Origin of the sequence: Niallia sp. NCCP-28, assembly GCF_023168165.1 — a bacterium.
Lineage (GTDB): Bacteria > Bacillota > Bacilli > Bacillales > Cytobacillaceae > Niallia.
On sequence record NZ_BQYJ01000003.1, the window covers coordinates 574,089 to 595,111 of the forward strand.

Consider the following 21,023-nt stretch of genomic DNA (forward strand, 5'->3'; position numbering starts at 1 on the left):
CATCTCCTTTATTTTAATTTTCGGAAAATTGTTTCGAGAAAATAGATGCATGCATTTGCGTTTCTGCTGGTTTTGTTTCTACCATAATTTTTCCTTCTCGAACAGAATAAAGAACAGATGGCTGGCATCGAACGGCATCATATTCATTATCTGTATCCAGCACAATAAAATTTGCTTTATTGCCTTCTTTTATTTCATACTGCTGCAGATTTAATGTTTTGGCTCCATTGATTGTAATCAAATCATAGGCAGAGGTAATATCCTCATAACCCGTCATATGACATGCATGCAGCCCAACTTCAACGACACGCTGCAGATTGCCGTCTCCAAGGGGATACCATGGGTCCATGATAGAATCTAAGCCAAAGCATACATTAATATCTGCATCTAAAAGTTCTTTGACACGTGTAATTCCCCTGCGTTTTGGGAATGTATCAAATCTTCCTTGCAAATGCAAGTTGGCTTTCGGAAGAGAGACAAAGTGAATGTTTGCTTGTTTTAATAGTTTAAAAAGCTTGTAGGCATATGCATTATTATAAGAGCCCATCGCAGTAGTATGGCTTGCTGTAACATGTTCACCCATTCCTAGCTTATAGCTTTCTGCTGCAACAACTTCTAAAAATCTTGATTGTTCATCATCAATTTCATCACAATGAATATCGACCATTTTTCCATACTTATAAGCAAGTTCTAGTGCCTTTTTAACAGACAATACTCCATCTTCTCTGGTGAATTCATAATGTGGAATCGCACCAACCACATCTGCGCCCATGTTTAATGATTCTTCTAATAATTCATCTCCTTTTGGATAAGCATAAATTCCTTCTTGTGGGAAAGCAACAATCTGCACATCCATCCACGGTCTGATTTCTTCTTTAATCTCAAGCATGGCTTCCAAGCCCAGGAAACTCGGATCTGTGATATCCACATGTGTTCGGACATGCTGAACGCCATGTTTCATCTGCATTTTTAGTGCTTGTAATGCACGATTTTTAATATCTGCCTTTGTTTCCTTTACAGACACTTTTCTTTCCGACCAGCATTGAATGCCTTCAAATAGAGTACCAGATTGATTCCATCTTGGTGTTCCTGCTGTCAGCACATAATCTAAATGAATATGAGGTTCAACAAAGGGAGGAAGGATTAATTTTCCATGAATATCGAGTATAGCTGCATTCACCTGATTAGATAATGGCTGAGAGGGCGTAATCGAAAAAATTTTTCCTTCCCTTAGTGAAAGATTCCATAATCCTTTTTTTCCATAAAGCTTGGCATTTGTAATTATCATGATAAAAGCATCTCCTTTAGTTTTTATTTATGGGCAGTAAATGTTTTTGAAGGAAATAAAATAGGCATATCTAGATTTGGGATATAGTCAAATTCAATTGTTTTCTTTTCCCAATGTTTTGCCAGTTCATCTCCTGTCGTAAACCAAACACCTGGTTTTGTTTTCATATAAGCAATTAATTGATCTACTAGCGCAATTCGAGAAGCCCGTCCGATTAATTGTGGGTGCATTGTTAAATTAAAGCAGCGACCTTCCTCATAGAGTGCATCAAACTCTGCTTTCCATAAACGAAATACTTTATCCGGTTCTTCAATTGAAAATGGCATTGTCCAATCTCCTGAAAAAGCGAATTGCTCCCAATCATCCAACAGCCAAGTTCCTGGAATCTCAAGGAGTCTTTTGCCTTGTCCTGCATCGATGAGATAAGGAACATCATCAGCCTGCAAGCTTGAATCATAAAGAAAACCATATTTTTTTAATAGTGAAGGAGTATTTGGGCTCATTTCCCATAGTGGGGCACGATAGCCAATAGGTGATTTGCCCGTATGCTTTTGTAAGATTTCTATTCCTCTTACTAATTCCGCTTCTTCTTCCTCCAATGTCATGATATCCGTTCGTTTATGCAAGTAGCCATGATGACCGATCACATGTTTATGTTCCATAATTCGTTCGATAACAGTTGGATCAAGCTCTGCCGTTGCACCTGGAACAAAAAAAGTGGCAGGCACTTCATGTTTTTTTAACATTTGTAAAATTCGATTTAATCCAATTCTTCTTCCATACGTCCCCATCGAAAGAGTGGAAGGACGGTTTATATTATGGGGATCTGCTGCATGAGCAGTTTCTGCATCTACATCAAACGTTAGTAATACAGCTATTTTCTTTTGATTTGGCCAATTGATTGTATGGATCATCATTCATTTCTCCTTTAAATTGTTTTTTCTTATAGGCATTATCATAAGGGAAAAAAAAAGAACAATCTACTGAATTGTCAGAAAATATAACACGGTATTTTAAATATTTTAAAATTTATTTTTATTTTAATTAAAAATAAATAGGTTTATTTTAAAAAAAATAAAGATTTTTCCCCTTTTAATCAAAAGGCAAAAGCGCTGTTATCTGCAAGTTTAAGGCTTTAGAAATAAAAGAAACTACCTGTAAAAAAAAGAGAAGAGGGGCAGATGCCAGGAAAATAAATATGATATAATTTGTAGGATATTGTTTATGGAAAAGAAGCGAGTAGGAGAGGAGCAAAAATGAGTCATTCACATAAAGATATTCATCCTATTTTACAGAGATATATTCCTGTTGCAGATATGATTGTCGCAACTTTCGGGAAATTTTGCGAAGTAACCATCCATGATTTGCGAAATTACCAATCCTCTCTTGTATATTTAAACGGAAATGTTACAGGAAGAAAACCAGGTGCGCCCATTACAGATGTGATGTTAAAAGAATTGTATAAACATGGGGATAGCATAAAAGATATGCCGGGATTTACGACTAGATCAAAAGACGGAAAAATATTAAAAGCATCCATTTCTTTTATACGAAATGAAAAGGAAAAAGTTATTGGCTGCATTGGCATAAATTTTGATATTACATCTATTTTAACTGCTACGCAAGTTCTGCATGATTTATCGATGACGTCTGATATTGAAGGGATAGAAGCGACACCAGAGATGTATGCAAAGGATATTGGCGAAGTTTTTCAGCATATCATCAGAAGCACGTTGGATGAAATGGGAATTCCAATTGATAAAATGAAACGAGAAGATAAAGTCTCTTTTGTGAAGCAATTAGATGAAAAAGGAGTCTTTCTTATAAATGGTGCGATTGATCAAATAAGCGAAACATTAAAAGTAACCAAGCAAACGATTTATAATTATTTGGATGAAATTAGATAGTTGTCAACAAGGCGAAAAACTCCTTCATTTGTGAGAAGTTTTTTGCCTTGTTCTGCATGAAAATCGAGAACCTTTAGGAAAAAACAGGATAGTTTTTCTCCATCCTAACATTTTTCTTCACCTGTTTTTATTTTAGGACTTATTAGTCAGTCCCTTCATTAAATTAAAGAAATACATTTACAATCATAAAGAAAAGCAATATTGCTATAACAAAAGCTAGCAATAAATAACCAATTAATCTAATAGGTTTTGGAAAGGAAGAAATGGAAAAGGGCTGCAATTCTTTTTCGCCTAGCACCTTTCCTAGCATTTCTATTTCTTCAGAAACATAGATGCTATTATCTTGTTTGCTCATATCTTCTTCTATTTTTTGTGTTTCATGTAGATTTGTCATTAAGATTCATCCTTTCTGCTAGGTTACATATAAAAAATTCACTATGTTTTTGTTGCTGATAAACCAATGGCATCGACAAATAGTCTTCACATACAAGTGGAAGAGGAAACCCTGCAATAATGCCAATTAATATGCCATAAATGGAAAAAAATTCATTACATTATTACCTTTTTGTATATATAATGGTCAATATTAAGAAAAAAACTAAAGGGAAGTCTATAAAAATCGGGCGCAAATACATAAATTCTAAAAATCAGTATGCCATTTATACCTATTTATTGCTATGTAATCTATAATTTAACATAATTATTCAAAAAACAGCTGAATAAAAGGGAAGAACTTTCAAAATAGAGGGGAAGTTTTTATGTAACAGCAGGTAATATTTATCTAGAAATGTCCTAGTTTTTTTATTGAGCATCAACAGCATATTGCGATAGACAAAAACTAGGAGTATAATAATCTAAATATTAACATCTTAACAAATATTGGGGGCTTTCCTAGTGGGATTTTTACATGAAGTTTTTGCGACATATGCATCTTTTTTTGACTTTGAGATGTGGGCAGAGGTTTTAACAGATCCTGTTTCTTGGGGATTAATCGGCACATTGATTATATTGGAAGGGCTGCTTTCTGCAGATAACGCCTTGGTTCTTGCCATTATGGTCAAGCATCTTCCGCCGGATAAACAAAAAAAGGCACTGACCTATGGATTGTTTGGAGCCTATTTTTTCCGGTTTATTTTTATCGGAATTGGCGTTTATTTAATTAAATTTATGTGGATTAAAGTGTTGGGTGCAGCCTATCTTGCGTGGATTGTGATTAAGCATTTCTGGAAAGGAGAAGAGGACGAAGAAGCAACTGGCGTCAAAAAGAAAGGATTGCTTGTTCGCACATTCGGCATTTTCTGGGCAACTGTAATTTCCGTTGAATTAATGGACTTGGCTTTTTCTGTTGACAGCATTTTGGCTTCTTTTGCAGTTTCAGAGGAAGTATGGATTCTCCTTCTTGGCGGAATGATCGGCATTTTAATGATGAGAACGGTGGCTAAATTATTTTTAGTGCTTATAGAAAAAGTGCCAGAGCTTGAAACAACTGCTTATGTACTGATTGGCATTATCGCTTTAAAAATGTTTGCAAGTGTTTTAGGCTATGAACTGCATCATTATGTATTTTTTGCGATTTTGATCATTACCTTTATTATTACGTTTATTATTCACTTTATTAATAAAAACAAAAAATTCTCAGAAGAAATTGTATCAACAAAAGAATAACTTGTTATCTGCCTGTTCCTGAATTGGACAGGCTTTTATTTTGTGTATTTATTAGCATAAGAGGAGGCAACAAAAGAGTCTGGCTTAATTTTTGGCTCAATGCCGATAGATTCCATTCTTGCGACCATTTCATTGACAAATTCCCTTGTTTTATTGCGGGCACCTGATCCAATATCAATATGTCCTTCAATCGCAAAGGTAGAACCTTGATAAATATAGGGGAGGACAATGTCAATTAGTTGATTTTTCTTTTCCTCTGTAAATAGACTTACGACTTCTTCTGTCAGGGTGGTTTCATAGGAAATTTTTTCATGGAGGCGAAGTACTTTGCGGGGAACTATTACTTTGCGGATGCAAGCCCAAGCTCCTTTCCCTTTATTTTGGATAACAATTCCTGTAATAAAGGTCGTATGTTTAGCGTGCACTTGGGAGTCTGTGCCGATCATAAGGCGATAATGCCCAATTGGGTTCCGCTTCATAAATGAAACAATGCGTGTGAAAACTGTTTCAAAGGACATATTCCTTTCCTGCAAGTTTCGAAAAGTAATCGATGGCTTTTCTTCAATATTCATAGACAATTCCTCCTTTTTTTAAATAAGGCTGAAAAACGCATGAATTCAATGAATCATCCTAACTATTACTATATTGTATGAATGGAATGATAATTTAGCACCCGATGATTTTTAGGCTTTTGTAGTGATTTTATTGAAAAAATGTAAATAAAATGATGGCGACAACTACTATAATCGAGATTATTGCTTTGCCGCCTCCTTTTATAAGAATTAGACATAGCAGGGAAATATTCCTTTCTGTTAAGCAGATGGAAAAGATAATTATTTTAAAACTTGACTCTCCCCTTAGAGGATACCTTAATGTATGGGGTGAAAGGAGGATATATGAAATATAGTGTAAAAGAATTAGCGAACTTAGCTCATGTTACAGTAAAAACCCTTCATCACTATCATAAATTGGGATTGCTTATGCCAAGTGAAATTAGTGAAGCAGGCTATCGCTACTATGGGATAGAGGAATTAAAAAGGCTGCAGGAGATTCTGTTTTATAAAGAACTTGATATTCCGTTAGCCGAAATCAAAGGCTTAATGGAGGATGCTTCCAACAGGATGCAGACATTAGAGAAACAAAAAGAATTATTTTTGCAAAAACTTGACAGATATGCCAAATTGCTAAAAACATTAAATCTATCTTTAGACTATTCAAGAAAAGGTGAGAATATGGACAAACATTTATTGTTTAAAGGGTTTAACACAGAGGAAGAATGGCAAACTGCATTAGAAGAACAAAAAAACCATCTGCAAAAAGAATATCAAGTAGAATTCGATACTCAAACTATTGAAGTGGAAAAAATGAATCAACTGGCCATAGAGGCTAAAAATTATCTAAACACGATGGCAGCGTCATTAAGAAATGGCGTAAAATATAATGACCCGATTGTGCAAAAACAGGTGCAAAACCATCTCGACTTTTTAAATAAACACGGTCATGCCCTCAGCAAGGAAGACTATATCCAGCAAACAAAGTTTTTTCTGCAGGATGATTTCCATCGCAATATGCTCGAAAGCCAGCAAATAGGATTGGCTTATTATCTCGTAGCTGTTGCGAAAAATCTGTAAAAAGACTGCAGGCATATAGAAAAAACTCCACAAGAAACAAGTATCTTGTGGAGTTTTTTCTGAAAATTACTCCTTGCCAAATACCCCGTAGAAAAAAATATGGATCAAGGATTCTATTATATCTGTATCCTTGCTCATCTTAGCAGTATCAATTATTTCTTTATATTGTTTAATCAGCATATTTAAGTATAAAAGAAAGGCGTCGCTCGATATTTTATCGGATATCTCGCCGCTTTTTTTGCCATCTTCTATTAAGCGCAGAAGGGGCGGGAGAATTTTTTCTCTATATTCTTTTTCCATAGAAAGAGAGAGTTTATCATCTTCTATAAAAATCTGCTGAAGCCAATCAGGAGAAAGCGTATGATAAGATTCATGTTCATGCTGAATGAGTTTATTGATTTTTTCCTTTATCGTATAGTCTCCATTCATATATTCTAGATAACGATCCATGGATTGATTTAAATAATATTGAATGGCTTTTTCCAGCAATTCTTCTTTGCTGCCAAAATAGTTGTAAATCGTTACTTGAGAAACGTTTGCTGCTTTGGCGATATCACCAATGCGAATTCTATTGGGATCTGATGTTTTTAATAATTCTATTGTATTCCTGATAATCTTTTCGTTAATTGCTGCTGCTCTTTTTTCAAATCCATTCATCTATTTCACCCTATATATGTAGTATTAATGAAATTATAACACAAATATATTTCAAAATTTATTGACATCATAGAGAACCAGTTTTAATATAATTTATGAAATGTATTTATTAAAATATTTCATAAATTTCAGGAGGTGTTCATTTGTTAGTTGTGCAAAGGTTAACTAAAACATTTAAAAATGGCAAAGGCATCAAGGATGTTTCTTTTACGGTAAAAAAAGGAGAAGTATTTGGTTTTCTTGGCCCAAATGGTGCCGGCAAATCAACTACAATCAGACAGATAATGGGTTTTATGAAACCAGATAAAGGCTTGGTGCAAGTAAATGGCTTGGATACATGGAAAAAGCAAGGAATCGTGCAAAAATATATCGGCTATTTGCCTGGAGAAATTGCTTTTATTGAAGGAATGACAGGCAAAGAGTTTCTCGATTTTATGGCCGCCATGCATGGAATAAAGGATTCTTCTAAAAGGAACAGCTTAATTGAACGTTTGCAGTTTGATATTTATACACCAATTCGAAAAATGTCAAAAGGAATGAAGCAAAAAGTCGGAATTGTTGCTGCTTTTATGCATGATCCTGAAGTAATTATTTTAGACGAACCTACTTCTGGTTTGGATCCCCTTATGCAGAAGGTATTTATTGATATTGTGCTGGAAGAAAAAGCAAAAGGAAAAACTTTTTTAATGTCATCCCATAGTTTTGCGGAGATTGAACGAACATGCGACCGAGCGGCCATTATAAAAAACGGGATTGTTATTGCTGTAAAAGATATTCATGAATTGCAAACCATGCAGCGAAAACTTTTTGAAGTGACATTTCAGCGTGAACAGGATGTGCAATCATTTTTACAATCTGGGTTACTTTGTGAATTTCAGGAAGGAAACCGGGTAAGAGTAGCTATTCAAGGAGACTATAATAGATTTTTAGCAGAAACAGCGAAATACAATATTCGCAATATCGATGTTTTCACCCAAAATTTAGAGGATATTTTTATGGATTATTATGATAGAAGGGAGAAGAAAGGATGAATCTAACACTTTATAAACAAATGATGAAAGTACATATAAAAGGCATCATGAATTATGCAATCGGATCTGCTTTTTATATGATACTTATGGTATGGATTTATCCAAGCATTGCAGATAATGCCAAATCTTTAAATGACTTAATGAAGGCAATGCCAGCAGGTGTTTCTAAAGCATTTGGCTTAGAGAGCGGATTCAACAGCTTTGATTCCTATATTTCTGGAGAATTTTACGGGCTGCTTTTGCTTCTGATTATGACGATTTTTTGTATAATGCTGTCAACACAGCTAATCGCAAAGCTAGTGGATCAAGGCTCGATGGCTTATTTGCTTTCTACTCCCACTACTAGAGCAAAGATTGCCATTACGCAAGCCGCTGTTTTAGTGACAGGCAGTTTTATTATCTTATTGATTACTACTATTTCAGGCTTTATCGGCTACTATTTATTTATGGAGGATACAAGCGTTTTTCGTGCCATGACATTTATCCAGCTGAATCTTGGAGCTTTTTTCTTATTTTTTGCGGTTGGCGGCATTTCCTTTTTCATTTCTTCTCTTGTTAATGATGAAAAGAGGGCCCTTGGAATAGCTGGCTCTATTGCATTTGGGTTTTTCAGTTTAAATTTATTAGGGAAAATCAGCGGAAAAATCGAATGGCTAAAAAATATTTCGATCTATACATTGTACAATCCAAGTGAAATCGTCAGCGGGCAAGCTGATATAATCCAGTCATTCATCATTTTAGGAATCATTGGTTTAGCAGCTTTTATTATGGCAGTCCTTGTATTTAAAAAACGTGATTTGCCATTATAAAAATTATTTCAAACAAAAAAGTCGATTTTGATGAAAATCGACTTTTTTGCTTCTTTTGCTGACTATAGATAAGGGGCGTTTATACGGAAAATGCACTTGAATATTCCACGATGCCTGAAACATTGTAAAGCCCATTATCAGTTAGCTCTAATGCCATAAATGCTTCTTCCGGCACATCAAATGGCGCTTGAATCCCCCAATAAGCCGCTTTTTTAAAGCCGAATTTGGGATAATATTCAGGATGCCCTAACACAATAACAGAGTGGAATCCAAGTTCTTTTGCTTTTTTTAGTGCTGCATGAATTAATAGTTTCCCAATGCCTTGTTTCTGGTATGCTGGCAAAACGGCTACAGGTGCAAGTGCCAATGAATCAACCGTTTGCTTGTCTGAATGAATCTTAATTTTTGATAAAAGAATATGTCCAACGATTTCTCTCTCTACTGCGATTAATGATAATACAGGGATAAATGCGTCTGATTTTCTAATGCGAGATACTAATTCATGTTCTGTTTGATCACTATGCATACTATCTGCAAATGCCCGTTTTACTACATTTTCGGTTGTTTGATAATCCTCAATAGTTTCCTGTCTGATGATAATATTCATAAATAACCCCTACTATTTCTTTTTGTTCTATTTATTCATTTTCCTTTTTTTTATTTTAGCATAAAAATATAGTTGCTTATTTTCATTTTTACAATAACTTCCTTTTCCGTTAACTTTGTTTGGACATTTTTAAAAATAATCGCTATTGGATTATCAACTAGATTTCATTGGGAAAATTCGCCATTTTGATGGGGTATATGAACTTCTTGTGTAACTACATTGCTTTCATAACCTGTCGTCAACATAATAATAATTTCCTTTTTCCTATCCTCATTGATATCCAGATAGTAGAGAAGAGGAGCATAGTTTTTATTTCTGACATTGATCCACTAAAATAAACATAAAGGAAGAAAAATTTTTTAGCATTAATTATTTTTTCCAACTTTGAAGAATCATTTATTCAAAGAGTTCGAGCAGCTGACTGAAATTTTCTATCACATGATCAAACTCTATTGCTTTTCCAAATCCATATTGTGCATAAATAAATGGGATTCCTGCGATTTTTGCTGCGTTTCCATCACCTATTGTATCACCTACATACACAGGATTTGACAGCTGGTTCCGTTTCATAATCAATAAAATATTTTCTGCTTTTGAAAGTCCTGTTCTTCCTGGATTTTCATAATCTGAAAAATACTTTTCTAATTGGTGATATGTATAAAATGCCTCTATATATCCATCTTGGCAGTTGCTCACAATATACAGCCTATATTTTTTTGATAACTTTTTTAATGCATCTTCAACATATTCATATAATTTCCCGCCATATTGTTCAATATATTTATTTTCAACAGCGCCACAGGTCATCATCAGCTGTTCTCTAGTATCTGCATCTAATTTAGGGAAAAGTTTTTTTCCTATCTCTGGTGTTTGAAGCCCCATCACATTTTGCACATCATTTTTTGTCACTTCTTTATTAACATGCTTATTTTGTTTGAAAACACTATTCCAAGCAAGTGCGACAGTATCGCATGAATCCCATATTGTTCCATCTAAATCAAATATAATACTATCCATTTTTTTAAGCCCTCCCTAAGCCTATAATACGTCAGATAAAAAATAAAAGCACTTTTTTTGTGAAAGCTCTTTCTTTCTAAGAACACGTATAGCTGCAGCTGATAATTTATGCCAGAAGGGCGCTTTAATTTCTTGAGTTGTTTTTCATCTGACTATTCCTTATATAAATTAGAAGTAAAATTTAAACATGAATACTGTTATACCATTTGAAGCAAACATAATATCCTTGGAGGAAGAGAGGAGAAGAATCGTTATATGCAGAAAAGAAAATATGATAATTCTTCGATGGAAAAATATAGCTGGTTGTTTAAAATAAGAAAACCCCAACAGAAGTGTTCCAGCACTTTTAATAGAGTAGAACGGCTGATAACTAAAACAGCCCAAATTAACTTATCTCAAATATCTGGACATAAAAGGCTAAATTTCAAAATGAAATTTAGCCTTTTATTTAGAATCAACTTATTTTAATGTTTCTGCATATTCCTGCACCATTTCTTTTGTGACGATTTTTCTTGTTGGCACAACACCTTGTTTGGCAAGTTCATTCATTTCTTCTGTAATAGCATTAATTGGGGCTACCGTAAATGCTTCGCCATTTAAACATTTTTGCAACGCTTCCTCAATATATGTTTCGCGTTTGGCATCTAATTGCTGAAAGTAGACAACACGGCTGTTTATTTTTTCGACATGTTTGGTTAAGGCTTTATGTACACTCATTTTTGTTTTAGCTCCTTTTTTATGTATCTTTTCCTATTTTAATATTGAAAACAGAAAAATGAAAGTATTTTTGTTAATTAAGATACATAATATGATTATGGTAAACTAATTGCAGTTTTCTAATTAGTAAGGTAATCATAATAAATTAGTTTACATAATATAGTTATGATAAATTAAGCAGAGATAAACAAGATCACCCAACTAATATGAGACATCAAAATAAAAAAATAAAAACACAATGGGATAGATAAAATGACATACCAATTTCTTCTATTTTTTGTAGTAAAAAAGAAAGCGAGAGCAATTAATAAAAAGGATAGAAAAAGTTTACAAAAAAGAAAAAGAGAAGGAGACAAAATCCAGAGGTTATTCATCAATGGGTTAGCCTCTAAAATTAGATTATAGCGCAATCCAATATATGTAAAAATAGCATCTGCTCCATTCAAAAAACTAAGCAGCAAAAATAAAAATTTCATCGTCGCACCCCCATCAATAACTTTCTAAAAACATCCTTATATTTACTTATTATCCTAAAAATAGGCATAAATTTATATAGGTCAATGCTAGCGAAATGAAAAGTAATTCCTTTGTATCACCTTCTACTGCATTACCGCGCATAATATCTCTTATGTGCGGTTTTTTATGATTTATAGTATAATAAAGATAATGAAAAAGGAGGCAGGAGAAACACAGTATGATAGAAAAAGAGAGATTGTTAGATTGGTATAACGAAGAATTGATGATTTTCCAAACAGAGATGGATAATAAAGATTACAGTAAATTCACTATTGATAATTATATGCGTGATATTTTATTTTTCCTGGAATACATAACAAGAAAAAAACAAGAAAAAGCAGAATTATCGGAAGTGAAAAAAATCAGTTTAACGTTATTTATGAATGAATTAAAAACAAAAAGAGGTAACGGTGCAGCATCTAGAAATAGACGTTTAACTGCCATCCGTTCTTTTTATAAATGTCTGGTTGATTATGAGCTTGTCAGCAAAAATCCCGCAAATGAATACGAAAGCGCAAAAGAACAGAAGGGAAAGCTGCCGAGTTATTTGGAAAAAGAAGAATTGCGGGATTTTTTTGCGATGGTCGAAAAAGTTTCCCAAAAACAGCATATCAAACGAAATAAAGTGATTCTTGGACTGATGGCGTTTGCAGGTCTTCGGGTGACAGAAATCCACACCTTAAATATTTCCTCCATTCATTCCTTAAAAAAGGGCATCATTGTGACAGGGAAAGGCAATAAGTCCCGATATATCCCGCTTCCTGCAAAGCTTTATAAGGAAATGATGGAATATATTAAAGAAGAAAGAATTTTTCCGATGAAAGGTTATGAAGATGCTGTGTTTATTTCTAGAAGAGGCAAAAGAATTTCCCGGCGCCGCATTCAAGAAATCACAGAAAAAATTTGTGAAACAGTAGAAGACACATTTCCAGACTATAACTGGAAATCAAAAGGAATCTCCAGCCATAAATTGCGCCATACATTTGCCACCCATTTAGTAAGGGACGGCAGAGACATTCGGACTGTTCAAGAGCTGTTAGGCCACAGCAACTTGAATACAACGCAAAAATATACTCATGTATCGGATGCGCAAAAAGAAAAAGCAATGGATATGGAGGTCTCTGACTATTTTTAAAAAAATCAATAATAATATTATGTAAACTAAATATTTTGCGGAAATAAATGCATCCATCCTATTTTAAAAGCATTGGAAACCCTCCCATTTATCCGCATATTTATAGAGGAAAGAGCATATGCATACTATTATAGTGCCAACATAAGGGAAGTGTTGCAATGCCGCAAAAAAAACATAGTGTTATCGTAAAAGCAAAAATGCCCCAAGTCTGGGATTTTGTGCGCTCAATGGATAACTGGGCGCCCCTTGTGCCTGGGTATATCCAGCATCAAATTCTTTCTGATAAGGTGTCGACATGGGAGTTTAAAACAGATTTTGGTCTAATCAAAAAAAATATTCAGTTGCGGGTTGATATTTTAACATGGCAAGAACCGTCAAAAATAACGTTTCAATTAACAGGAATAAATGAAAAATTTACGGGAAATGGCTACTTTTTGGCAGAAAAAGCAGGAAGTTCAGCTACAAAAATGACTGGTTTTTTAAAAATTGAGGCAACAGGAACGTTTGCTGCAATGATGAACAGCATGCTGGAACCGAAGTTGGAAGAAATAACCGAAGAATTAACCAAAAATGTTTGTCAAAAAATCGAAAGCTTATAACACGATAATAATATTATGTAAACTAGAAAAATGATTTCCATTTGGGGATTGTTTTTTCTTTTTTTAAATCTAATATCTTGATTTCAAGATAAAAATTTTGTATGCTAATTTTATTCATACATAGATAAAAAGAACTAGGAGGAATACAAATGAATTACTTTTCTGCATTAATTAAAGAAAGAAGATCTGCCAATAATTTTATAGAGGAAGTGCCTATTGACAGAAAGGAACTAAATGACATATTTGAGGAAGTGAAACTGGCGCCAAGTGCTTTTAACTTGCAGCATACTCATTATGTGGTTATTCAAGATAAAGAAATAAAAGCAAAAATGCAAGAAGCAGCATTTGGACAGTATAAAGTTCACTCTGCATCTGCCGTAATTCTGGTAACTGGAGATAAAAAGGCGTATGAAAAAGCGGGATCTATTTATGAAGGATTGAAAATGCTTGGGATTTTAAATGAATGCCAGTATGATTCGATGGTAAAGGAAACAGTCGAAACTTATTTGACAAGAGGTCCTGTTTTCCAACGGGATGAAGCAATTCGCAATGCTTCGTTATCGGCGATGCTTTTTATGCTTGCAGCAAAAAATAAAGGCTGGGATACTTGCCCAATGATTGGATTTGACGCCAATAAAGCAAAGGAAATCCTTCAGTTACAAGAAAATGTCGAGCCGGTTATGATGATTGCTATTGGCAAAGAAAAAAAAGAAAGCAGGCATCCTAGAGGCTATCGAAAACCGATTTCAGAATTTGTTCAATATTTTTAAATATTGTCAAATGGACAGCTTCCTCCCTTTCTGGCAAATGTACAAGGAGAACAAAATAAATTTTCAGCTAAAAAGTGGCATTAGGAGAAATCGCAAAAAGTGGAATAGTTACTGTTTTTTATCTTTTTGGCCACACTACCAGTAAAGGAGTGGGAACAAATATGAAAATCGCAGAAAACGTATATGGAATTAGAACAGGCATTAGCAATGTCGCAGTAGTGACAGGACTTGGCCCAAGCAAACAAGATTATGTATTGATCGATGCAGGCATTCCTTTTTGCGGCAGCTATTTGCAAAATGCATTAAAAAAAATCGTCGGAGATAAACAGCCATTAGCGATTATTTTAACACATGGCCATTTTGACCATATTGGCGCTATTAGCCATCTTTTTAAAAGTTGGGATGTTCCTATTTACGCTCATGTGAAAGAACTGCCTTATCTTCAAGGGAAAAAAGTATATGACCCGCCGCATCCGTTTCGGATAAAAGGATTATTATCTTTTATGTCTCCTTTTTATCCACGTGATGGGATTATGTTGACAGATGTGGTGAATCCGCTGGAAAGCAATAAAGAGATTCCATATTTAACTGGATGGCAAATGATTCATACTCCAGGACATACAGAAGGGCACATTTCCATATTTCGAAATAGTGACCGGCTGCTGCTGGCTGGAGATGCCATTATTACTGTAAAACAAGAGTCCCTATTTGCTGTGTTGCAGCAGCGAAAAGAACTCCATGGCCCGCCAGCTTATTTTACACCAAATCGTTATCAAGCCAAACAATCGATTATAAAACTAGCAGAATATATGCCAGAAATTTTATATTCTGGCCATGGAAAACCAATGCATGGACAAGAATTAACAACAGGATTAAAAAAATTAATAAAACAGTACGAATGGGAAGGGGAAAATGCGCCTTCTTTTAGTTAATTTGGATAAGATAGAAGGGAGTTTCCCTTCATCTGATATCATTAGGTCGAAAAAATGACTCTGTTGCTTCTTTTTCGGTTCTGTTTGCGTCAGTTTTTTTAAAATAGCTATTTTTCGACAAAACTTGTCATTTTGCAGTTTTTTCTTAAGCATCTAATGTGATGGGAAGCAGGATATTCCGGTTAGGCAAAACACTTTATCCAGTAATTTTTTCATGTTATGATAAATTTTTAAAAGATATTTTACGATTGAGGAGTTTATAATGGATGAAACTTGTTACATGGAATGTGAATGGCATTCGAGCGTGTGTAAAAAAAGGCTTTTTAGACTTTTTTAACGCCATTGATGCAGATATATTTTGTATTCAAGAATCAAAATTGCAAGAAGGCCAAATTCAATTAGCTTTGGATGGTTATCATCAATTTTGGAATTATGCAGAAAGAAAAGGATATTCTGGAACGGCGGTTTTTTCTAAACAAAAGCCACTTTCTGTTATATATGGCATTGGAGAAGATTTTCCTGAAACGGAAGGCCGGGCGATCACATTAGAATTTGAATCATTTTATTTAGTGAATGTGTATACCCCTAATTCAAAACGGGATTTAAGCAGACTAGATTATCGCATCGAATGGGAAAAGCAATTACAGCTTTATGTAAAGACATTAGATGCACAAAAGCCTGTCATTTACTGCGGGGATTTAAACGTGGCTCACCAAGAGATTGATTTAAAAAATGCAAAATCAAATATCGGCAATTCTGGATTTACAGAAGAAGAACGGGGAGCAATGAGCCAGTTATTGTCCCATGGTTTTATTGATGCATTCCGCTATGTTTATCCGAAAAAAACAGATGTCTATACATGGTGGTCCTATATGGCGAAAGTGAGAGAGAGAAATATTGGCTGGAGAATTGACTATTTTATTGTCTCGGAACGATTAAAAAACAAATTAATTGATACAGACATTCACTGTAGCGTTATGGGAAGCGATCATTGTCCTGTACAGTTATCTATCAATTTGTAAGTGAAATGGGGATGAAAGATGACTATTTTATTAAAATACATGGCAGAAAAAGATTTTCCCATGTATCAAAAAGCGCTTGTCTCCGAATACGCAGAGGAAAAAATAAAAGCTGGAACATGGGCGAAAGAAGAAGCTCTAGAAAAAGCAAAAGAACAAATAGAAAAACTTTTGCCACAAGGCGCCCAATCCGATTGTCATTATCTTTTTAACATTGCAAAAGGGGCTAATGAAGAAACTATTGGTTATCTTTGGTACCACTTAGACCTGAATAATCCATTAAAAGAAGCATTTATTTATGATTTTGTCATCAACGAAAAAGAACAGGGAAAAGGGTATGGCACAAAGGCATTATCTTTACTGGATGACCATGTACAAGCGCAAGGGGGAAAAAAAATAACCCTTCATGTATTTGCCCATAATGAAAAAGCAATTCACTTGTATAAAAAAATGCGTTTTCAAACAAGAGATCTGGTAATGAGCAAAGAATTATAAAGAGAAAGCAGATGGACAATCCATCTGCTTTCTCTTTATTTCTTATACAAATATGCCTCTGATAGAATGATTTCATTTTCGGTCAAAATATATTCATGGCATTCCATCAAAGACTGATCCAGTGAAGCAGGCACTCTCTCTTTATTATAGGCACATACGAGCATTAGTTTATTTTCCGTCACCAATCTATCTGCTTCGTGTTCAAATTCCTTTAGAATATGCAAAACTTCTTCTTCTTTATTCCACTCCACATGCGCCCATATCCGAAAAGATAGGTTTTGTTCGAGATATGGTTTTAGCACACGGTCCAAATAGGCAAATATATAAGGGGGATGAAAGCTTCCGCTAGAAAAATAATAGTCAAAGTTATTGATAGGATAAATTTTTTTCCAATCTTCTTGTGACAAAGAAGCGGATATTTTTTGTTGAAGCAGAGAATAAATTCGATCATTTTCAATTAAAATAATATGATCTCCTTGTTCAATTCCAGCTATTATGTATGCAGCAAGATTTTCTAAATAGTTCTCTTGTTTTTGCGTGGCATAATAAATATGTGCCGTTTGTTTAGAGCTGCTTAATTCTTTAAATTTTTGTTTCATTAATCTTTCCAACTCCCTTTATTACTTCAGTTTTCCATTCTGCTCTATAAATAGGATTCCTGTCGATAGCAACTCTGAAATGATATTTATAAATTTTTCCCTTTATTTTCTCATAACCAACTCTCCATTAACAACATTCTGCCTAGCTGACTGAAGCAATACTCTTTTTTTGCAAAATGAGGGAGTTGACATTATGCTAAAATTATTATTGGAATAGTTTCAACATAAAAAAGGAGAAGACATTTATGAATTTTAAAGGCATTCACCATGTATCTGCCATGACTGCCAATGCAGCAAAAAACTATCATTTTTATACAAAAGTATTGGGGCTTCGCCTTATCAAAAAAACAGTGAACCAAGATGATCCATCTGTTTACCATCTTTTTTATGGAGATGAAGAAGGAAATCCGGGGACGGAATTGACCTTTTTTGAGATCCCAAACCTTGCACAGCATAGAGAAGGCGTAAGCAGCATTTCTGCTTTAAGTCTTCGGGTTCCAACAGATAAGGCATTAGATTATTGGTCCGACCGTTTCGAAAAATTAGCAGTAAAGCATCGAAAAATCCAACAACGCGCCGAAAGACACGCACTAGAATTTTTCGATTTTGAAGGCCAACGCTTTTTCCTCGTTTCCGATGAACAAAATAAAGGGGTTAAAGGAGGAGTTCCTTGGGAAAAAGGACCCATTCCAATGGAATTTGCGATTATTGGTTTAGGACCTGTTCAATTGACTGTTCGCAAACCTGATTCTACTATTCGTTTGCTAACAGAAGTAATGGGGTTTCGTTTTAAGAAAGACTTTCTTTCGACTATTGACGGACAGCCCGCCATTCGTGTGTTTGAAACAGGAGAAGGAGGGAGTGGAGCGGAACTCCATCTAGAAGAAAGAAACGATTTGCCTATCCAGCGATTAGGAAGAGGCGGTGTTCATCATGTAGCCTTTAGAGTAGACAATGAAGATGAATTATACGACTGGATAGAAAAAATCAATGAGGCAAGATTTCAAAACTCTGGATATATTGACCGCTATTATTTTAAATCTCTATACTTCAGAGAGCCGAATGGAATTCTATTTGAATTAGCCACAGATGGTCCAGGTTTTGCGACAGATGAACCACTAGAATGCCTTGGAGAATCATTGGCGCTTCCTCCTTTTTTAGAAGCCAAACGAAAAGAAATAGAAGAGAAGCTAAAACCATTGGATACAGCGATAGATCGCAATTAGAGAACAAAAGCGGAACCAATTATGGTTTTCGCTTTTTTTACATTGACATCATGCGGACAAGAAGTGTAGCATTTTATATGTGTAAACATACTAAGCAGCATTTATAGAAGCAATTGCATTTAGGGGGAAAAATAATGAAATGTGTATCCATAGATTTAGATGGCACCTTATTAAATGATGTACATCAAATCTCTAGCGCTAATAAAGAGGTTATAAAAAAGTTAAAAGACAATCATATTGAAGTCATTTTAAATACAGGCAGACAATATCCAGATGTGATAAAAGTCGCTGGTGTTTCTGAGTTGGAAGTGCCGATTTTTTGCTTAAATGGCAGCATGATGTATGCGCCAAATGGCGAACTGCTGTATGAAACGACTTTATCCATTGAATTATATAAAGAGTTATTAACCGTTCTGCGACCATTGGATGTCGGCATTCTTGTCTACACAAATCAAGGAGGATTTCCTGCAACCTTGCCCCAATTAAGAGGGAAAGCATGGGATGAGATTCAAGCAATGTTTGACAATCAAAACTATGACAGCATCTTAGATTTGAAAAATGTAAAAATCTACAAATTAATTGCTATTGTCGATGAAACAAATATAGCCAAAATTGCAGATGTAAAAGAAACATTGCGGAAACTCGATACTATTTCCTTTTCTTCTTCTTTTCCAAATAACTGTGAAATCACATCGAATGAAGCTCAAAAAGGCAAAGCAATTAGAAGGTATGAAAACTTGAAAAACCTAAGTTTTGACGAAATCTATTCATTTGGCGACGGCGGCAATGATGTCACTCAATTTGAAGTATCGACACGTTCTTTTGCGATGGAAAATGCTCCAGAGGACATTAAAAAAAGAGCAAGCGATTTAACCAAAAGCAATAATGAAGATGGCGTAGCTTATGCGATTGAACATATTTTAAAATTAGTATAGTTAAATAGTTTAGATAGATGTCCGCTGCGAGTGGACGTTTTCCACAGGTGAAGCCAAGAATCGCCACTTGAAAGGATATCAAGTTTTTTCTATGATCCCTATCCCAAAAATGAGCAAAAGGTCTCAAGGAGCGCACTCTTTGAGACCTTTTGCCGACAATCTGGCATTTCTATGCAACTATAGAAACGTTTTTTTATTTTTTTCCACATCCATACAGCTTTTTTTACGAAAATAATTTATAATGATTAATTGATTGTATACATAAAATAAGAAATAGATGCCTTTATATAGAAGGAATTGACGATAGGAGTTTGATTTATTTTGAAAAAAATCGTATTTACAGGCGGCGGTACGGCAGGACATGTGACGCCAAACATCGCTATTATAAATGAACTGAATAAAAAAGACTGGGAGATTCATTATATTGGTTCAAAAGCTGGGATTGAAAAAGAATTAATCGAAAAAATCCAGATCCCCTATCATTCTATCTCAAGCGGGAAGCTGCGACGCTATCTATCAGTGGAAAATGCGAAAGATGTCTTTAAAGTGCTAAAAGGCTGTTTGGATGCACGGAAAGTCTTAAAAAAAATAAAACCGGCTGTTGTTTTTTCAAAAGGCGGATTTGTGTCGGTGCCTGTTGTAATTGCTGCAAGCATGCTGAAAATCCCGGTCATTATTCATGAAAGTGATTTAACGCCAGGGCTTGCCAATAAAATCGCCCTTCGTTTTTCATCAAAAATTTTCACCTCATTTGATGAAACGATCAACTATTTGCCTAAGGAAAAAAGTACAGTTATTGGTTCCCCCATCAGAAAAGATATCTTAACAGGTTCTGCTGTTAAGGGAAGAATCTTTTTAGATTTCACGAGCACTAAACCAATCATCACGGTGATGGGCGGAAGCTTAGGGGCACGGAAAATTAATGAAGTCATCCGGGAAAATTTAGAAGAATTAACACAACAATACCAAATTGTCCATTTATGCGGCAAAGGAAATATTGCAGCAGAATATACGAACAATAAAAATTATAAGCAGCTTGAGTATGTCCATGAAGAATTGGCGGATATTCTGGCTGCGACAAGTCTTGTGATTACAAGGGGCGGCTCTAATGCCATTTTTGAATTCCTTGCTTTAAAACTGCCGATGCTAATCATTCCATTAAGCAAGCTGCAAAGTCGGGGAGACCAAATATTAAATGCTAAATCTTTTACGAAAAAAGGATTTTCTTTAACATTGGAAGAAGAAGAAATTACATCTCAAACTTTTTTAGCGAAATTGGCGGAGTTGGATGAAAAGCAAAAAACCATCAAACAAGCGATGCAGCAATATAACAAACATGATGCGTTAACAGCAATCTTAGAAGAATTAAAAAAATATTAAAGCAACCGGCTGACTCCATTTGAGCCAGCCTTTTTTCTTGTTTCCTCCATCTTTTCCTTGCTATTTATGCTAAGAAAAGCCACAATAA

General features: G+C 34.8%; 24 protein-coding genes. 14 read left to right on the forward strand and 10 right to left on the reverse strand.

The window, feature by feature from the left end; genetic code table 11:
- Window positions 1-13: 13 nt before the first annotated feature.
- Window positions 14-1,288 (reverse strand): cytosine deaminase, encoded by a 1,275-nt coding sequence (codA, locus tag NCCP28_RS12085; RefSeq protein ID WP_248561650.1) that lies wholly within the window; start codon window positions 1,286-1,288, stop codon window positions 14-16.
- A 23-nt stretch (window positions 1,289-1,311) separates the two neighbouring features.
- Window positions 1,312-2,205 (reverse strand): polysaccharide deacetylase family protein, encoded by an 894-nt coding sequence (locus NCCP28_RS12090; protein ID WP_248561651.1) that lies wholly within the window; start codon window positions 2,203-2,205, stop codon window positions 1,312-1,314.
- Window positions 2,206-2,544: 339 nt separating this feature from the next.
- Between NCCP28_RS12090 and NCCP28_RS12095 the strand changes: the two genes are divergently transcribed.
- On the forward strand, window positions 2,545-3,195 hold the full coding sequence (locus NCCP28_RS12095) for a helix-turn-helix transcriptional regulator (RefSeq protein ID WP_248561652.1): 651 nt from the start codon (window positions 2,545-2,547) through the stop codon (window positions 3,193-3,195).
- A gap of 163 nt (window positions 3,196-3,358) precedes the next feature.
- Here the strand turns inward: NCCP28_RS12095 and NCCP28_RS12100 are convergent, their stop codons facing one another.
- Complete coding sequence (locus tag NCCP28_RS12100) at window positions 3,359-3,589, reverse strand: hypothetical protein (RefSeq protein ID WP_248561653.1); 231 nt, start codon at window positions 3,587-3,589, stop codon at window positions 3,359-3,361.
- A gap of 500 nt (window positions 3,590-4,089) precedes the next feature.
- Between NCCP28_RS12100 and NCCP28_RS12105 the strand changes: the two genes are divergently transcribed.
- Window positions 4,090-4,860 carry a TerC family protein gene (locus NCCP28_RS12105; protein ID WP_248561654.1) on the forward strand — a complete coding sequence of 257 codons (771 nt, stop codon included), beginning with the start codon at window positions 4,090-4,092 and terminating at the stop codon, window positions 4,858-4,860.
- Window positions 4,861-4,895: 35 nt separating this feature from the next.
- Here the strand turns inward: NCCP28_RS12105 and NCCP28_RS12110 are convergent, their stop codons facing one another.
- Entirely contained in the window at window positions 4,896-5,432 is a 537-nt protein-coding gene (locus NCCP28_RS12110; RefSeq protein WP_248561655.1) for a ribonuclease H-like YkuK family protein, read from the reverse strand.
- Window positions 5,433-5,756: 324 nt separating this feature from the next.
- Between NCCP28_RS12110 and NCCP28_RS12115 the strand changes: the two genes are divergently transcribed.
- Window positions 5,757-6,491, forward strand: a complete 735-nt coding sequence (locus NCCP28_RS12115) for a MerR family transcriptional regulator (RefSeq protein WP_248561656.1) — start codon at window positions 5,757-5,759, stop codon at window positions 6,489-6,491.
- Between the two features lie 66 nt (window positions 6,492-6,557).
- Here the strand turns inward: NCCP28_RS12115 and NCCP28_RS12120 are convergent, their stop codons facing one another.
- Window positions 6,558-7,148, reverse strand: coding sequence for a TetR/AcrR family transcriptional regulator (locus tag NCCP28_RS12120; protein WP_248561657.1), 591 nt, complete (start codon window positions 7,146-7,148; stop codon window positions 6,558-6,560).
- A 143-nt stretch (window positions 7,149-7,291) separates the two neighbouring features.
- Here NCCP28_RS12120 and NCCP28_RS12125 point away from each other — a divergent pair, with 143 nt between their 5' ends.
- Together NCCP28_RS12125 and NCCP28_RS12130 are read left to right on the forward strand one after the other, a co-directional pair.
- Window positions 7,292-8,179 (forward strand): ABC transporter ATP-binding protein, encoded by an 888-nt coding sequence (locus NCCP28_RS12125; protein WP_248561658.1) that lies wholly within the window; start codon window positions 7,292-7,294, stop codon window positions 8,177-8,179.
- Complete coding sequence (locus NCCP28_RS12130) at window positions 8,176-8,988, forward strand: ABC transporter permease subunit (protein WP_248561659.1); 813 nt, start codon at window positions 8,176-8,178, stop codon at window positions 8,986-8,988. Before NCCP28_RS12125 ends, NCCP28_RS12130 begins: the two co-directional genes overlap by 4 nt.
- A gap of 79 nt (window positions 8,989-9,067) precedes the next feature.
- Here the strand turns inward: NCCP28_RS12130 and NCCP28_RS12135 are convergent, their stop codons facing one another.
- The 4 genes from NCCP28_RS12135 to NCCP28_RS23835 form a co-directional block, all read right to left on the reverse strand.
- Entirely contained in the window at window positions 9,068-9,595 is a 528-nt protein-coding gene (locus NCCP28_RS12135; protein WP_248561660.1) for a GNAT family N-acetyltransferase, read from the reverse strand.
- A 396-nt stretch (window positions 9,596-9,991) separates the two neighbouring features.
- A complete protein-coding gene (locus NCCP28_RS12140) occupies window positions 9,992-10,612 on the reverse strand; it encodes an HAD family hydrolase (RefSeq protein ID WP_248561661.1) in 621 nt (206 codons plus the stop codon).
- 459 nt (window positions 10,613-11,071) lie between these two features.
- Window positions 11,072-11,329, reverse strand: coding sequence for a DUF2533 family protein (locus tag NCCP28_RS12145; RefSeq protein ID WP_248561662.1), 258 nt, complete (start codon window positions 11,327-11,329; stop codon window positions 11,072-11,074).
- A gap of 173 nt (window positions 11,330-11,502) precedes the next feature.
- On the reverse strand, window positions 11,503-11,805 hold the full coding sequence (locus tag NCCP28_RS23835) for a DUF5658 family protein (protein WP_375709396.1): 303 nt from the start codon (window positions 11,803-11,805) through the stop codon (window positions 11,503-11,505).
- A gap of 218 nt (window positions 11,806-12,023) precedes the next feature.
- On the opposite strand from NCCP28_RS23835, the gene NCCP28_RS12150 reads away from it, so the two are divergent.
- From NCCP28_RS12150 to NCCP28_RS12175, 6 genes are all read left to right on the forward strand, one after another.
- Window positions 12,024-12,980, forward strand: a complete 957-nt coding sequence (locus tag NCCP28_RS12150) for a tyrosine-type recombinase/integrase (RefSeq protein ID WP_248561663.1) — start codon at window positions 12,024-12,026, stop codon at window positions 12,978-12,980.
- Window positions 12,981-13,138: 158 nt separating this feature from the next.
- On the forward strand, window positions 13,139-13,579 hold the full coding sequence (locus NCCP28_RS12155; protein ID WP_248561664.1) for an SRPBCC family protein: 441 nt from the start codon (window positions 13,139-13,141) through the stop codon (window positions 13,577-13,579).
- Between the two features lie 149 nt (window positions 13,580-13,728).
- Complete coding sequence (locus tag NCCP28_RS12160) at window positions 13,729-14,349, forward strand: nitroreductase family protein (RefSeq protein WP_248561665.1); 621 nt, start codon at window positions 13,729-13,731, stop codon at window positions 14,347-14,349.
- Window positions 14,350-14,510: 161 nt separating this feature from the next.
- A complete protein-coding gene (locus NCCP28_RS12165; RefSeq protein WP_248561666.1) occupies window positions 14,511-15,281 on the forward strand; it encodes an MBL fold metallo-hydrolase in 771 nt (256 codons plus the stop codon).
- A gap of 266 nt (window positions 15,282-15,547) precedes the next feature.
- A complete protein-coding gene (locus tag NCCP28_RS12170; protein WP_248561667.1) occupies window positions 15,548-16,303 on the forward strand; it encodes an exodeoxyribonuclease III in 756 nt (251 codons plus the stop codon).
- Between the two features lie 18 nt (window positions 16,304-16,321).
- Window positions 16,322-16,795, forward strand: coding sequence for a GNAT family N-acetyltransferase (locus NCCP28_RS12175; RefSeq protein ID WP_248561668.1), 474 nt, complete (start codon window positions 16,322-16,324; stop codon window positions 16,793-16,795).
- A 35-nt stretch (window positions 16,796-16,830) separates the two neighbouring features.
- Here NCCP28_RS12175 and NCCP28_RS12180 read toward each other — a convergent pair whose 3' ends face one another.
- Window positions 16,831-17,394, reverse strand: a complete 564-nt coding sequence (locus NCCP28_RS12180) for an MEDS domain-containing protein (protein ID WP_248561669.1) — start codon at window positions 17,392-17,394, stop codon at window positions 16,831-16,833.
- Between the two features lie 245 nt (window positions 17,395-17,639).
- Here NCCP28_RS12180 and NCCP28_RS12185 point away from each other — a divergent pair, with 245 nt between their 5' ends.
- The 3 genes from NCCP28_RS12185 (at window position 17,640) to NCCP28_RS12195 (ending at window position 20,935) form a co-directional block, all read left to right on the forward strand.
- Window positions 17,640-18,620 carry a ring-cleaving dioxygenase gene (locus NCCP28_RS12185; protein WP_248561670.1) on the forward strand — a complete coding sequence of 327 codons (981 nt, stop codon included), beginning with the start codon at window positions 17,640-17,642 and terminating at the stop codon, window positions 18,618-18,620.
- 134 nt (window positions 18,621-18,754) lie between these two features.
- On the forward strand, window positions 18,755-19,555 hold the full coding sequence (locus tag NCCP28_RS12190; protein WP_248561671.1) for an HAD family hydrolase: 801 nt from the start codon (window positions 18,755-18,757) through the stop codon (window positions 19,553-19,555).
- A gap of 321 nt (window positions 19,556-19,876) precedes the next feature.
- The gene (locus NCCP28_RS12195; protein ID WP_248561672.1) at window positions 19,877-20,935 is read left to right on the forward strand and encodes an undecaprenyldiphospho-muramoylpentapeptide beta-N-acetylglucosaminyltransferase; all 1,059 of its coding nucleotides are present in this window, start codon (window positions 19,877-19,879) and stop codon (window positions 20,933-20,935) included.
- Window positions 20,936-21,023: the final 88 nt, after the last annotated feature.

Bases quoted from the DNA above. Each gene is read 5' to 3' on its own strand.
- codA (WP_248561650.1), bottom strand. From the start codon at position 1,288: ATGATAATTACAAATGCCAAGCTTTATGGAAAAAAAGGATTATGGAAT.
- NCCP28_RS12090 (WP_248561651.1), bottom strand. From the start codon at position 2,205: ATGATGATCCATACAATCAATTGGCCAAATCAAAAGAAAATAGCTGTA.
- NCCP28_RS12095 (WP_248561652.1), top strand. From the start codon at position 2,545: ATGAGTCATTCACATAAAGATATTCATCCTATTTTACAGAGATATATT.
- NCCP28_RS12100 (WP_248561653.1), bottom strand. From the start codon at position 3,589: ATGACAAATCTACATGAAACACAAAAAATAGAAGAAGATATGAGCAAA.
- NCCP28_RS12110 (WP_248561655.1), bottom strand. From the start codon at position 5,432: ATGAATATTGAAGAAAAGCCATCGATTACTTTTCGAAACTTGCAGGAA.
- NCCP28_RS12115 (WP_248561656.1), top strand. From the start codon at position 5,757: ATGAAATATAGTGTAAAAGAATTAGCGAACTTAGCTCATGTTACAGTA.
- NCCP28_RS12120 (WP_248561657.1), bottom strand. From the start codon at position 7,148: ATGAATGGATTTGAAAAAAGAGCAGCAGCAATTAACGAAAAGATTATC.
- NCCP28_RS12130 (WP_248561659.1), top strand. From the start codon at position 8,176: ATGAATCTAACACTTTATAAACAAATGATGAAAGTACATATAAAAGGC.
- NCCP28_RS12135 (WP_248561660.1), bottom strand. From the start codon at position 9,595: ATGAATATTATCATCAGACAGGAAACTATTGAGGATTATCAAACAACC.
- NCCP28_RS12140 (WP_248561661.1), bottom strand. From the start codon at position 10,612: ATGGATAGTATTATATTTGATTTAGATGGAACAATATGGGATTCATGC.
- NCCP28_RS12145 (WP_248561662.1), bottom strand. From the start codon at position 11,329: ATGAGTGTACATAAAGCCTTAACCAAACATGTCGAAAAAATAAACAGC.
- NCCP28_RS23835 (WP_375709396.1), bottom strand. From the start codon at position 11,805: ATGAAATTTTTATTTTTGCTGCTTAGTTTTTTGAATGGAGCAGATGCT.
- NCCP28_RS12150 (WP_248561663.1), top strand. From the start codon at position 12,024: ATGATAGAAAAAGAGAGATTGTTAGATTGGTATAACGAAGAATTGATG.
- NCCP28_RS12155 (WP_248561664.1), top strand. From the start codon at position 13,139: ATGCCGCAAAAAAAACATAGTGTTATCGTAAAAGCAAAAATGCCCCAA.
- NCCP28_RS12160 (WP_248561665.1), top strand. From the start codon at position 13,729: ATGAATTACTTTTCTGCATTAATTAAAGAAAGAAGATCTGCCAATAAT.
- NCCP28_RS12165 (WP_248561666.1), top strand. From the start codon at position 14,511: ATGAAAATCGCAGAAAACGTATATGGAATTAGAACAGGCATTAGCAAT.
- NCCP28_RS12170 (WP_248561667.1), top strand. From the start codon at position 15,548: ATGAAACTTGTTACATGGAATGTGAATGGCATTCGAGCGTGTGTAAAA.
- NCCP28_RS12175 (WP_248561668.1), top strand. From the start codon at position 16,322: ATGACTATTTTATTAAAATACATGGCAGAAAAAGATTTTCCCATGTAT.
- NCCP28_RS12180 (WP_248561669.1), bottom strand. From the start codon at position 17,394: ATGAAACAAAAATTTAAAGAATTAAGCAGCTCTAAACAAACGGCACAT.
- NCCP28_RS12185 (WP_248561670.1), top strand. From the start codon at position 17,640: ATGAATTTTAAAGGCATTCACCATGTATCTGCCATGACTGCCAATGCA.
- NCCP28_RS12190 (WP_248561671.1), top strand. From the start codon at position 18,755: ATGAAATGTGTATCCATAGATTTAGATGGCACCTTATTAAATGATGTA.